Annotated in this window: 11 protein-coding genes and 1 pseudogene; 4 read left to right on the plus strand and 8 right to left on the minus strand. The window is 51.2% G+C overall.

The genetic code is table 11. The features are described 5' to 3' along the window. Window positions 1–2: 2 nt before the first annotated feature. From lspA to HEM79_RS03685, 4 genes and pseudogenes are all read right to left on the minus strand, one after another. Window positions 3–497, minus strand: a complete 495-nt coding sequence (gene lspA / locus HEM79_RS03670) for a signal peptidase II (protein WP_000083378.1) — start codon at window positions 495–497, stop codon at window positions 3–5. Then, a complete protein-coding gene (gene ileS, locus HEM79_RS03675; protein WP_176241814.1) occupies window positions 497–3,313 on the minus strand; it encodes an isoleucine--tRNA ligase in 2,817 nt (938 codons plus the stop codon). Before ileS ends, lspA begins: the two co-directional genes overlap by 1 nt. Before the next feature lie 42 nt (window positions 3,314–3,355). After that, a complete protein-coding gene (gene ribF, locus HEM79_RS03680; protein ID WP_016159418.1) occupies window positions 3,356–4,297 on the minus strand; it encodes a bifunctional riboflavin kinase/FAD synthetase in 942 nt (313 codons plus the stop codon). Window positions 4,298–4,304: 7 nt separating this feature from the next. Next, window positions 4,305–4,522, minus strand: a pseudogene (locus tag HEM79_RS03685) (DUF2575 domain-containing protein). A gap of 102 nt (window positions 4,523–4,624) precedes the next feature. Between HEM79_RS03685 and rpsT the strand changes: the two are divergent. After that, window positions 4,625–4,888 (plus strand): 30S ribosomal protein S20, encoded by a 264-nt coding sequence (gene rpsT / locus HEM79_RS03690; protein ID WP_001274019.1) that lies wholly within the window; start codon window positions 4,625–4,627, stop codon window positions 4,886–4,888. Window positions 4,889–4,983: 95 nt separating this feature from the next. On the opposite strand, the gene nhaR is transcribed toward rpsT, so the two are convergent. Both nhaR and nhaA read right to left on the minus strand, forming a co-directional pair. Next, entirely contained in the window at window positions 4,984–5,889 is a 906-nt protein-coding gene (gene nhaR / locus HEM79_RS03695; protein WP_000062880.1) for a transcriptional activator NhaR, read from the minus strand. A 59-nt stretch (window positions 5,890–5,948) separates the two neighbouring features. Next, on the minus strand, window positions 5,949–7,115 hold the full coding sequence (nhaA, locus tag HEM79_RS03700) for a Na+/H+ antiporter NhaA (protein ID WP_176241815.1): 1,167 nt from the start codon (window positions 7,113–7,115) through the stop codon (window positions 5,949–5,951). Window positions 7,116–7,698: 583 nt separating this feature from the next. On the opposite strand from nhaA, the gene mokC reads away from it, so the two are divergent. Further along, entirely contained in the window at window positions 7,699–7,851 is a 153-nt protein-coding gene (gene mokC / locus HEM79_RS03705; RefSeq protein WP_000809168.1) for a type I toxin-antitoxin system toxin MokC, read from the plus strand. Between the two features lie 104 nt (window positions 7,852–7,955). Here the strand turns inward: mokC and dnaJ are convergent, their stop codons facing one another. Together dnaJ and dnaK are read right to left on the minus strand one after the other, a co-directional pair. Further along, on the minus strand, window positions 7,956–9,086 hold the full coding sequence (gene dnaJ / locus HEM79_RS03710) for a molecular chaperone DnaJ (RefSeq protein ID WP_001118464.1): 1,131 nt from the start codon (window positions 9,084–9,086) through the stop codon (window positions 7,956–7,958). 88 nt (window positions 9,087–9,174) lie between these two features. Then, window positions 9,175–11,091 (minus strand): molecular chaperone DnaK, encoded by a 1,917-nt coding sequence (dnaK, locus tag HEM79_RS03715; protein WP_000516135.1) that lies wholly within the window; start codon window positions 11,089–11,091, stop codon window positions 9,175–9,177. Between the two features lie 375 nt (window positions 11,092–11,466). On the opposite strand from dnaK, the gene HEM79_RS03720 reads away from it, so the two are divergent. Both HEM79_RS03720 and msyB read left to right on the plus strand, forming a co-directional pair. Beyond that, entirely contained in the window at window positions 11,467–11,871 is a 405-nt protein-coding gene (locus HEM79_RS03720) for a DUF2541 family protein (RefSeq protein WP_176241816.1), read from the plus strand. A 26-nt stretch (window positions 11,872–11,897) separates the two neighbouring features. Then, window positions 11,898–12,611 (plus strand): acidic protein MsyB, encoded by a 714-nt coding sequence (gene msyB, locus HEM79_RS03725; protein WP_176241817.1) that lies wholly within the window; start codon window positions 11,898–11,900, stop codon window positions 12,609–12,611. The last annotated feature ends 195 nt before the right edge of the window (window positions 12,612–12,806 follow it).

Here is a 12,806-nt window from a genome sequence, read left to right on the forward strand (position 1 = left end):
TATTATTGTTTTTTCGCTTTCGAAGGCAAAAAACCTTCCAGCACAATCAATGCCGCACCGACACAGATTGCGCTATCGGCGAGGTTGAAGGTGGCGAAATGCCAGTCGCCGACGTAGAAGTCGATCATATCGACCACAAAGCCGTGCCACAGACGGTCGAACAGGTTGCCCAGTGCGCCGCCAATAATCAGCGCGTAAGCGATATTGTTTAGCTTCTGCGTGGCCTTCGAGCGATACATCATCACCGTCAGGATCACACTAATACCAATCGCAATACCGGCAAAGAACCAACGCTGCCAGCCGCCGCTATCGGCAAGGAAACTAAACGCTGCGCCATAGTTACGCGCATAATGCAGATTAAGCGACGGGAACAGCGGAACCGTATCCCCCAGAGCAAAGTTCTGGAGGATCAGGTATTTGCTGCCCAGATCGATAATCAGCACGACTACCACCAGCCACAGCCAGCGTAGCCCTGTTGAACAGATCGATTGACTCATCAGGCAAACTTACGTTTTTCACCGTCACCGGCGACGTTGCTGACACAGCGGCCGCAGATTTCTGCGTGTTCCGCCACCTTGCCGACATCCTGGGTGTAGTGCCAGCAGCGTGGGCACTTATCACCTTCGGCTTTACTCAACGCGACTTTCAGCCCTTTGAGTACTTCGCTCTGCTGCGCATCAGCAGGTGCGTCGTTATAGTCTGCAACGGCAGCGCCAGAGGTCAACAGGACAAATCGTAATTCATCACCCAGCGCGGTCAGTTTCGCCGCCAGTTCGGGTTCCGCGTACAGGGTCACTGCCGCTTCCAGAGAACCGCCGACTTTCTTATCCGCACGAGCCTGCTCGATGACTTTGTTCACTTCGCCACGCACTTTCAGCAGCTCGTCCCAGAACGCATCGTTCATCGCTTCGCTGTCTGCCAGACCAAACAGGCCTTCGTACCACTCACCGGTGAAGACGTATTTTTCACGCTCGCCCGGCAGGTAGCCCCACACTTCATCAGCGGTGAAGGAGAGGATCGGCGCCATCCAGCGAACCAGCGCTTCTGCGATGTGATACAGCGCAGTCTGGCAGCTACGACGCGCCACGCTATCCGCTTTCGCGGTGTACTGACGGTCTTTGATGATGTCGAGGTAGAAAGAGCCCATCTCAACGGAGCAGAAGCGCATCAGGCGCTGTACCACTTCGTGGAAATCGTATGCTTCGTACGCCTTGAGGATGTCTTCCTGAGCCGCTTTCGCACAACCTACAGCCCATCTGTCCAGTACCACCATCTCTTCCGGTTTCACCATATCTTTTGTCGGATCGAAACCATTGAGGTTTGCCAGCAGGAAGCGCGCGGTGTTACGGATACGACGATAGCTGTCGGCAGCACGTTTCAGGATCTCGTCAGAAACGGCCATTTCGCCGGTGTAGTCGGTTGATGCCACCCACAGACGCAGAATATCCGCGCCAAGTTTGTTCATCACATCCTGCGGCGAAACAGTGTTGCCGATGGATTTAGACATCTTGCGACCCTGACCATCCACGGTAAAGCCGTGAGTCAGTACCTGACGATACGGCGCTTTGCCCTTCATCGCGGTGGAGATCATCAGGGAAGACATGAACCAACCACGGTGTTGGTCAGAACCTTCCAGATACATGTCCGCAGCGTGACCGGCAAATTCCGGACGCACGTCAACAACGGAAGAGTGGGTAGAGCCGGAGTCAAACCATACATCCAATGTGTCCGGCACTTTCACGTACTGATCAGCTTCATCGCCGAGGATCTCTTTCGCATCGAGATCCCACCACGCCTGGATGCCATCAACTTCAACGCGTTTTGCCACTTCTTCCATCAGTTCGAGGGTACGCGGATGCAGCTCTTCCGTGTCTTTGTGCACGAACAGTGACATCGGTACGCCCCAGGTACGCTGACGAGAGATACACCAGTCAGGACGGTTAGCAACCATCGACTCGATACGCGCCTGGCCCCAGTCCGGGATCCACTGCACGCCTTTGATCTCTTTCAGTGACTGCGCACGCAGACCTTTCTGATCCATGCTGACGAACCACTGCGGCGTCGCGCGGAAGATGATCGGCGTTTTGTGACGCCAGCAGCACGGATAGCTGTGCTGCATTTTCTCAACGTGCAGCAGTGCGCCTTTTTCCTGTAGCAGCGCAACGACGATGTCGTTCGCTTTGAAGACGTTCACGCCATCCAGCGTCGGGTAAGTGCCCGGCAGATAAGTGCCGTCCGGGCCAACCGGGTTTGCGGTTTCCAGGCCGTATTTCTGACCAATCACATAGTCGTCCGGGCCGTGGCCAGGCGCGGTGTGAACAGCCCCCGTACCGGCATCCAGCGTAACGTGATCGCCGAGGATTGCCGGAACGTCAAAGCCCATAAACGGATGGGTAAAGCGCAGCAGTTCCAGCTCCGCACCTTTTACCGTGCCGAGAATGGTGTAATCGGTCACGCCGATACGCTGCATTACGCTTTCAACCAGATCTTTCGCCAGAATCACGGCCTGACCGTCGATCTGCACCAGCGCATAGTCGAAATCAGGTGCAATGGAGATTGCGCGGTTTGCAGGCAGAGTCCACGGCGTAGTAGTCCAGATAACCAGCGAGATTGGGCCGTTAACGTTGCTGACGCCAAATTTCGCTTTCAGCGCATCCTGATCGACTGCCTGGAAAGCAACGTCGATGGACGGAGAGGTTTTGTCGTAATACTCAACTTCCGCTTCCGCCAGCGCAGAACGGCAGTCAACGCACCAGTGAACTGGCTTCGCGCCTTTGTGCAGGTGACCATTGCCGATGATTTTGCCCAGCGCGCGGATGATATTGGCTTCAGTTTTGAAGTCCATGGTCAGGTACGGGTGCGACCAGTCGCCCAGCACGCCCAGACGAATAAAGTCTTTGCGTTGACCGTCAACCTGGGTCGCCGCGTATTCGCGGCACTTGGCGCGGAACTCGGCGGCGGTGAATTTCTCACCCGGCTTACCGTATTCTTGCTCTACTTTCAGCTCGATCGGCAGACCGTGGCAGTCCCAGCCAGGCACATACGGCGAGTCATAACCGGAAAGCCCTTTGGACTTGATGATTATGTCTTTCAGAATCTTGTTAACCGAGTGACCAATATGAATGCTGCCATTCGCATATGGAGGGCCATCATGCAGAATGAAGGTTTTTTTGCCTTTTTTAGCCGCACGAATGATGCCGTACAGGTCATCATCAGTCCAACGCGCCAGCATTCCCGGTTCGCGTTTGGCGAGATCGCCACGCATCGGGAACCCTGTTTCCGGCAAATTCAGGGTTGATTTATAGTCACTCATCAGATTCTCGGTTCCGTATTTCGGTTTGATTACATAACAGGCTTAAGCCGGTTTTGTTAGCCCAAAAAATTCGCGGGCGGTTAATTCATCACGCGCAATCTGCGCTTTCAGTTCGTCCAGCGACGCAAATCGCTGCTCACTGCGTATTTTTTTACGCAGCACTACTTGTATATGGCGACCGTACAGGTCCATTGCAACATCTAACAAATGCACTTCCAGCTGCTGGCGGATACCTGCAACCGTTGGGCGCGTGCCGATGTTTGCAACGCCGGGTAACGGCTTTTCACCGAGGCCCAGCACTTCCACCGCATAAACCCCTTTCACCGGGGAGACCTGACGGCGTAGCGGTACATTCGCCGTCGGGAAACCAATGGTGCGCCCTAACTCATCACCGTGGACAACGCGCCCGGAGATGGCAAACGGGTGCCCCAATAAACTTTCCGCCAGAGCAAGGTTGTCATCTGCCAATGCCTGACGCACAGCGGTACTGCTGATACGCACGCCGCCTTCGCAAAAAGTTTGCGTACTGGTGATGTCGAAGCCGTATTCCGCGCCAGCTTTCTGTAATAACAAGAAATCACCTTCACGACCAGCGCCAAAGCGGAAATCATCACCAACAGCCAGAAATTTTACCCGCAAATGCTTTACCAGTAGATCGCTGATAAAGTTTTGCGCCGTCAGCGCCGCAAAACGCCTGTCGAAACGCACGCACAGCACATATTCCACACCGCACTCTGCGAGATAACGCAGTTTTTCCCGTAGTCTGGTCAGACGTGCCGGGGCTTTATCGGTAGCAAACAGTTCCAGCGGTTGAGGCTCAAAAAGCATCACCATCACAGGTAAGTTGCGCTTGCGCCCTTCTTCCTGCAACCCCTGCAACAGCGCGCGATGACCGCGATGCACGCCGTCGAAATTACCAATAGTCAGCACACACCCTTCTTGCGGGGCCTGGCTGAGATTATGTATGCCGCGTATCAGCTTCATGTCTGGCTCAAAACAGTGAAAATCGTCCGAGTATACCTTGTACAGCGGTCAAGGTTAACCGGCGATTGAGTACTGAAATCAGAAAGAAGTGGCTTTTCATTGCCATGGCGCAAATCACGGTAAGAAACTAACGACCTGCTGCAATTTTATCGCGGAAAAGCTGTATTCACACCACGCAAGCTGGTAGAATCCTGCGCCATCACTACGTAACGAGCGCCGCCATATTAACGGCGCTTATTTGCACAAATCCATTGACAAAAGAAGGCTAAAAGGGCATATTCCTCGGCCTTTGAATTGTCCATATAGAACACATTTGGGAGTTGGACCTTGGCTAATATCAAATCAGCTAAGAAGCGCGCCATTCAGTCTGAAAAGGCTCGTAAGCACAACGCAAGCCGTCGCTCTATGATGCGTACTTTCATCAAGAAAGTATACGCAGCTATCGAAGCTGGCGACAAAGCTGCTGCACTGAAAGCATTTAACGAAATGCAACCGATCGTGGACCGTCAGGCTGCTAAAGGTCTGATCCACAAAAACAAAGCTGCACGTCATAAGGCTAACCTGACTGCGCAGATCAACAAACTGGCTTAATCGCCTTTTGTTGTCAGCTTTGTAAAAAAACCCGCGTAAGCGGGTTTTTTTATGTCTCCAGCAGGCCAAAACTGCAGCCTGCAAAGTACGAATGGTTATTTCGCGGCTGGCGTAAACAGCGCAGAGTAATCGGCATTGCAAATACGCTGTACCGCAGGGTGTTGAATCATCCTTTCGGCAAAAATCGCATGGTACTCTTCCATGACGTTCTCAACTCGCCCTATCTCCACAACCGAATTATCATTATAAAAATCATTGGCATACAGCGAAGGTGCAACGAAAATAGCGTTATGCGTCGCCCCAAAGGCTTTCATCAACGCCGCATCATCAAACTCCCCCAGAATTTCAACGTTTAAGCCCTGAGAGTTAAACCAGTTTAATAGCTTGCGTCCCAACATTGAGCGACGCCCCGGAATAAGTAAACGACGCTCTTCCAGACAGGCAGGAAACGGCTTTTCCGGCAGCGGGTTAGTGCACCAGAAACTGACGCCACACTCGCCAATTTTCATGGAAAACAGCCCTTCTTGTTGGGTGGAGTCGATCGGACAGTCAGAGATGATCATATCCAGCTTATGCTGACTCAACTGCTCTAACAGCATCTCGTGCGTCGATTCGAAACAGCGTAGATGGATCTGCTCGTCTTCTACAACTGCGGCATCCAGAACACTGCTGACCAGGCGTTTGGAAAGGGCATCTGCCACACCAACATCAAACAATAAGTTGGACTCTTTGCGATAGTTGACGATATCCAGCATTTCCTGGCTTAACGTGAACATTTTATCGGCATAGCGATAGACCAGTTCCCCCAGTTCACTGGGTTCCAGACCGCGTCCTTTACGCTTAAATAATTTCCCTTGCAGGCGCTCTTCCAGCGCCCGTATCTGTCCGGTAATGGTTTGTGGTGTTAAATAAAGCGCCTCCGCTGCGCCAACCACAGAGCCTTCTTTGTAGACATGCCAGAAGTAATACAAGTGGTTGTAATTGATATGAGACATGCTCATTTCTCTCCCTGATAAGAATGAAAAGGGAGCCATTTATGGCTCCCCGGAACATCGTCCAGTCAAACTGATGGACGTAAGCGAATGCGTAACCAGCTATATCCAATTACCGCCGAAGAGATTGAGCCGACCAGAATGCCCAATTTCGCCCAGTTAATCAGTTCTGGATCTACGCTACCAAAGGCCAGGCTGGCGATAAAGATAGACATAGTGAAACCGATACCGCACAGGATACCAACCGCCATAATTTGCTGATAAGTGGTTCCCTCTGGCAAATGCGCCAGTTTCAAACGCAGCGCCAGCCAGCAGAACAAACTAATCCCCAACGGCTTGCCAATCAGCAAACCGGCGATAATCCCTAATGGCAGGGTGGAGGTCAGGCCATCCAGCGTCACGCCTTGCAGAGAAACGCCGGCATTGGCAAAAGCAAACAGCGGCAAAATCAGATAAGCCACCCACGGATGCAATACATGCTCCAGGCGCTTCGCTGGAGAACGACCATGCTTCTCTTTCAATGGAATAAAGAAACCGACAATGACGCCTGCCAGCGTTGCGTGGACGCCTGATTTCAACACTGCAGTCCACAACACCACGCCGACCAGAATATAAACTCCCGTGCGGCGAACACCACAAATGTTCAGCACCGCGAGCACCGCAATTGCTACAGCTGCAACGCCAAGAGAGGCCATCGACAAGTCATTAGTGTAAAACAAGGCGATGATAATGATGGCTCCAAGATCGTCGATAATAGCCAGCGCCATCAAAAAGATCTTCAGTGCTAACGGTACACGACTTCCCAATAACGCCAGGACACCGAGGGCAAAGGCAATATCAGTCGCCGCCGGGATTGCCCACCCTTCACGAGTGATAGGATCGGCGTAGTTAAAGGCCAAATAGAGCAATGCCGGGACAATCATCCCGCCGATTGCGGCAATAACCGGAAACGCAGCCTGGCGTAAACTGGCCAGCGATCCTTGCATCAGCTCGCGTTTAACTTCCAGACCAACTAACAGGAAAAATATCGCCATTAGCGCGTCATTTATCCATAACAGCATGTTTTTATTGATTTCAAGAGAACCTACCCGCAGCTGAACCGGCGTCTCAAGAAAGTCGTGATACCATCCACTGGTTGCACCGCTGTTGGCCATAATCATCGCCAGAACAGCGGCAATGATGAGAATAATGCCTCCCGAGGCATCACTGCTAAAGAATCGATGCAGATGTTTCACTTTTTATTTCTCTTTCAGGTGAATAGATCGTTTTTACTATTTTACTCTGCACGAATCATCGTTAAAATCAGATTATAGTGTAGGAATAATTCGCTTTTAACGATCTATAAAGAAGATTGCGTCACCAGCAGAGGGAGTGTTTTTGGCGCCCGAAAGCGGTGGCTGATGACCTCAAGCCCTGATAATCATAGCTTAATGTCAAGATTTCTGAGGGGTTTATTCGGAATAAGTAATAATTAATTTGCAATAAACCGGAGCTGTTTGTTAAGGCGATATTTCAAATATCTCCAATTTATCGTCAATAATCGCAATAAAAAGCTAAATCAACGTTAAATAATTGAATCCTTTAAAAATTACTCCATAAAAATGCGAGGCGTCTTCAGGATTAGAATCGATAAAACAGAATGGATTAAAGAGAGCAGTATAATAACGGCGGGTGCTTGAGGCTGTCTGTCTCAGGCATTAGCTGGATGGCAGATAGAGAAAAGCCCCGAGTGATATTTTACCATCAACCCGAGGCCCCCTATATGCAGACCCATGTAGAGTGCCTCTTACTGACCGTAAGGTCAAGGAGAAGAGAGCAATGAAGCAGCATAAGGCGATGATAGTCGCCCTGATCGTCATCTGTATCACCGCCGTAGTGGCGGCGCTGGTAACGAGAAAAGACCTCTGTGAGGTTCACATCCGAACTGGCCAGACGGAGGTTGCTGTTTTCACGGCTTACGAATCCGAGTAAGAGCAACGGCGGGGAGCGATCCCCGCCACTTTACAAGTGCCCGCATATCTTCAACGCACCCTATTTTTTACCCTGGCCTGCCCACGGGCAGGCCTTTGGGGAAATTAGCGAGTCAGGTCGTCAAAAAACTTCTTCACGCCATCAAAGAAACTCTTCGAGCGTGGGCTGTTGTGCTCGCCGGTTGGGCCACCGAAGCTTTCTTGCAACTCTTGCAGCAGCTGTTTCTGCTTCTCGTTCAGACCTACCGGTGTTTCGACGACAACGCGGCACAGCAAATCGCCCTGTGCACCGCCGCGAACAGACTTGACGCCTTTACCGCGCATACGGAACAACTTACCGGTCTGGGTTTCGCCAGGCACTTTCAGTTTTACGCGACCATCAAGGGTCGGCACTTCGATTTCACCGCCCAACGCTGCCATTGCGAAGTTGATCGGTACTTCGCAATACAGGTTGTTGCCTTCACGCTCGAAAATCGGGTGCTGTTTAACCTGAACCTGAACGTACAGATCGCCTGCCGGTGCGCCATGCTCGCCTGCTTCACCTTCGCCCGCAAGACGGATGCGGTCTCCAGTGTCCACCCCTGCCGGGATTTTAACGGACAGCGTTTTGCTACGCTCAACACGACCATGACCATGGCATTTGTTGCACGGATCTTTGATAAGCGTACCGCGCCCCTGACAGTGCGGACAGGTCTGCTGTACAGCGAAGAAGCCCTGGCGCATCTGCACCTGACCAGAACCATGACAGGTCGGACAGGTCTGCGGCTGCGTGCCTGGTTTTGCACCGCTACCGTGGCAAACGTCACACTCTTCCAGAGTCGGAATGCGGATCTCTTTGGTCACGCCACGTACAGCTTCTTCGAGGGTGAGCTCCATGTTATAGCGTAAATCAGCACCACGCGCCGCACGTTGACGACCACGTCCGCCGCCAAAAATATCGCCGAAAACGTCACCAAAAATATCGCTGAAGTCTGCGCCGCCGCCAAAACCGCCGCCGCCCATGCCGCCTTGCTCAAACGCCGCATGACCGTACTGATCATATGCCGCGCGTTTTTGCGAGTCGGTCAGAACTTCATAAGCTTCCTTGATCTCTTTAAATTTCGCCTCGGCCTCTTTGTCACCCTGGTTACGGTCCGGGTGATATTTCATGGCCAGGCGTTTATAGGCCTTTTTGATTTCACGCTCTTCCGCTGTTTTGGAAACGCCTAAAATCTCGTAATAATCTTGCTTAGCCATTTTTTTTGATTTGCCCCTAGATGAATGCACGGGCGGAGAGGAAAATCCCCTTCGCCCGTGTCAGTATAATTACCCGTTTATAGGGCGATTATTTTTTGTCTTTGACTTCTTCAAACTCAGCGTCGACAACATCGTCATCTTTCGCGTTGTTTGCAGAAGCATCAGCACCGGCAGTCTGCTGCTGTGCATGTTGCTGCTGGGCGATTTCCATCAGTTTCTGGGAAACCTGTGCCAGTTCCTGCATTTTCGCTTCGATAGCGGCTTTGTCTTCACCTTTCAGAGCAGTTTCCAGTGCAGTCAGCGCAGACTCGATAGCAGTTTTGTCGTCAGCCGGCAGTTTGTCGCCTGCTTCTTCAACCTGCTTACGGGTACTGTGCAGCAGATGGTCGCCCTGGTTGCGAGTCTGTACCAGCTCTTCAAACTTACGGTCTGCTTCGGCGTTAGCTTCCGCGTCGCGTACCATTTTCTGGATTTCATCTTCGTTCAGACCAGAAGAAGCCTTGATGGTGATCTTCTGCTCTTTACCGCTGTTTTTGTCTTTCGCGGAAACGTGCAGGATACCGTCAGCATCGATATCGAAGGTAACTTCGATCTGCGGCATACCGCGCGGAGCCGGGTTGATACCATCCAGGTTGAACTGACCCAGAGATTTGTTATCAGCCGCACGTTTACGTTCACCCTGCAGCACGTGGATGGTTACCGCAGACTGGTTGTCTTCAGCGGTAGAGAACACCTGGCTGTGCTTGGTCGGGATAGTGGTGTTTTTCGCGATCAGCGTCGTCATCACACCACCCATGGTTTCGATACCCAGAGACAGCGGGGTAACGTCCAGCAGCAGTACGTCTTTCACGTCGCCAGTCAGTACACCACCCTGAACGGCAGCACCGATTGCCACAGCTTCGTCCGGGTTAACGTCTTTACGCGGCTCTTTACCAAAGAACTCAGCAACTTTCTTCTGAACCATTGGCATACGAGTCTGACCACCAACGAGGATAACATCGTCGATATCAGATACGGACAGGCCAGCGTCCTGCAGAGCAACTTTCAGCGGCTCGATGGAACGGTTCACCAGGTCTTCAACCAGGCTTTCCAGTTTTGCACGAGTCACTTTGATGTTCATGTGTTTCGGACCGGTCGCGTCTGCGGTGATGTACGGCAGGTTAACGTCGGTCTGCTGAGCGGAAGACAGTTCGATTTTCGCTTTTTCTGCCGCTTCTTTCAGGCGCTGCATTGCCAGCGGATCGTTGCGCAGGTCAATGCCCTGATCTTTCTTGAATTCTTCAACCAGGTAGTTGATCAGACGGCTGTCGAAGTCTTCACCACCCAGGTGGGTATCACCGTTGGTTGCCAGAACTTCGAAGGTTTTTTCGCCATCAACTTCGTCGATTTCGATAATGGAAATATCGAAAGTACCACCACCCAGGTCATAAACCGCGATAGTGCGGTTGCCAGTACCTTTGTCCAGACCGTAAGCCAGTGCAGCAGCGGTCGGTTCGTTGATGATACGTTTTACTTCCAGACCAGCGATACGGCCTGCGTCTTTAGTTGCCTGACGCTGAGCATCGTTAAAGTATGCCGGTACAGTAATAACTGCTTCAGTTACCGGTTCGCCCAGGTAATCTTCTGCAGTTTTCTTCATTTTTTTCAGCACTTCAGCAGAAATCTGCGGCGGTGCCATTTTCTGGCCTTTAACTTCGACCCATGCGTCGCCGTTATCAGCAGCAATAATTTTGAATGGCATGATGGAAACATCACGCTGTACTTCTTCGTCCTGGAAGCGGCGGCCAATCAGGCGTTTAATCGCAAACAGGGTGTTTTGCGGGTTCGTCACTGCCTGACGTTTAGCCGGCTGACCAACCAGAGTTTCACCATCCTGGGTATAGGCAATGATAGAAGGCGTGGTGCGATCGCCTTCGGCGTTCTCCAGCACACGAGGAGTGGTGCCATCCATAATCGCTACACAAGAGTTGGTAGTACCCAGGTCGATACCAATTATTTTACCCATCTAAACGTCTCCACTATATATTCGGTCATCATGTGGTTGTGAGTCTGTAATAGGGGCGAAACGTCTGGTTTCAACTGCCCAATTTCATTTTTTTGCAGACTCACTCACTGCGGTTGACTACTAAATGGGGTCGTAACCCACGTCATCAAGGGGGAGATGCAAAAATTTTTTGTGCTTTTGCGCAGAAATTTCACGATATGCCGGAAGAACTGAAAAAAAGGGATCAATAACATTCACGTAAATAATGAATTTCACACAAGTTATTCAGCAAAAAATTGTAATAAAAAGAAAAGATTACGCACCTGAATCTTCTTTTCGTCAGCAGTAAACTAGTGGCTATTCTTCCCCCGACTGCTCCCCGCTAAGAGAATCTTCATGAAATCCATTTTTATGATTTCCGCCAGCCTCGTGCTCGGCCTGATGCTGTGCTGCACCGCGCAGGCCAACGACCATAAAATCCTCGGCGTCATTGCCATGCCGCGTAACGAGACCAACGATCTGACGTTGAAACTCCCCGTTTGCCGCATTGTAAAACGCATACAACTCACTGCCGCTCATGGCGATTTACAGTTAAGCGCCGCGTCGGTTTATTTCAAAGCAGCCCGTAGCGCCAGCCAAAGCCTGAACATTCCGGCTGAAATCAAAGAAGGGCAAACCACCGGCTGGATCAACATTAACAGCGATAACGACAACAAACGCTGCGTGTCAAAAATCACCTTTTCCGGTCATACGGTGAACTCATCGGATATGGCCACGCTGAAAATTATCGGCGACGACTAACCTTTTAATACAGAAGCCACAATGACATGAACGTCAACTATCTACATGATTCAGACTTAGATTTTCTACAGCATTGCAGCGAAGAACAGCTGGCAAACTTTACCCGCTTACTCACTCATAATGAAAAAGGCAAAACCCGCCTGTCCAGCGTATTAATGCGCAACGAACTGTTTAAATCGATGGAAGGGCATCCCGAACAGCATCGCCGCAACTGGCAGCTAATTGCTGGGGAATTACAACATTTTGGCGGCGATAGCATCGCTAACAAACTGCGCGGACACGGCAAACGGTATCGCGCTATTTTACTCGATGTCTCCAAACGGCTGAAACTGAAAGCCGATAAAGAGATGTCTACCTTTGCAATTGAGCAACAGTTACTCGAACATTTTCTGCGCAACACCTGGAAAAAAATGGACGAGACGCATAAAAAGGAGTTTTTGCAGGCCGTCAACGCAAAGGTTAACGAACTGGAAGAGCTGCTGCCGTTATTGATGAAAGACAAACAACTGGCCAAAGGCGTGTCGCATCTGCTTTCCAGCCAACTGACCCGCATTTTGCGTACCCACGCTGCGATGAGCGTGCTTGGGCATGGTCTGCTACGCGGCGCGGGTCTGGGAGGGCCAGTGGGTACAGCATTAAATGGGGTTAAAGCCGTTAGCGGCACTGCCTTTCGGGTGACAATTCCAGCGGTGTTACAAATCGCCTGTCTGCGACGAATGGTTAGCGCCACTCAGCCCTGATACCTGACACAGGGGAAAATTTTCATTTTCCCCTCAAAAGATCATAGACACTGCCCCACTGGCTGATTATTATGCCGCGCCCTGAAAACACTACAGTTATTCAGGGAAATTATTTCACCATTCATTCGATGATGATTTTTGAGGAATTATGGGCAAGCCCATTATCATTTAGACAAACAGGTAACACAGCATGTG

The sequence above is a fragment of the Escherichia sp. 93.0816 genome (assembly GCF_013368855.2).
In the GTDB taxonomy this organism is placed as follows: Bacteria; Pseudomonadota; Gammaproteobacteria; order Enterobacterales; family Enterobacteriaceae; genus Escherichia; species Escherichia ruysiae.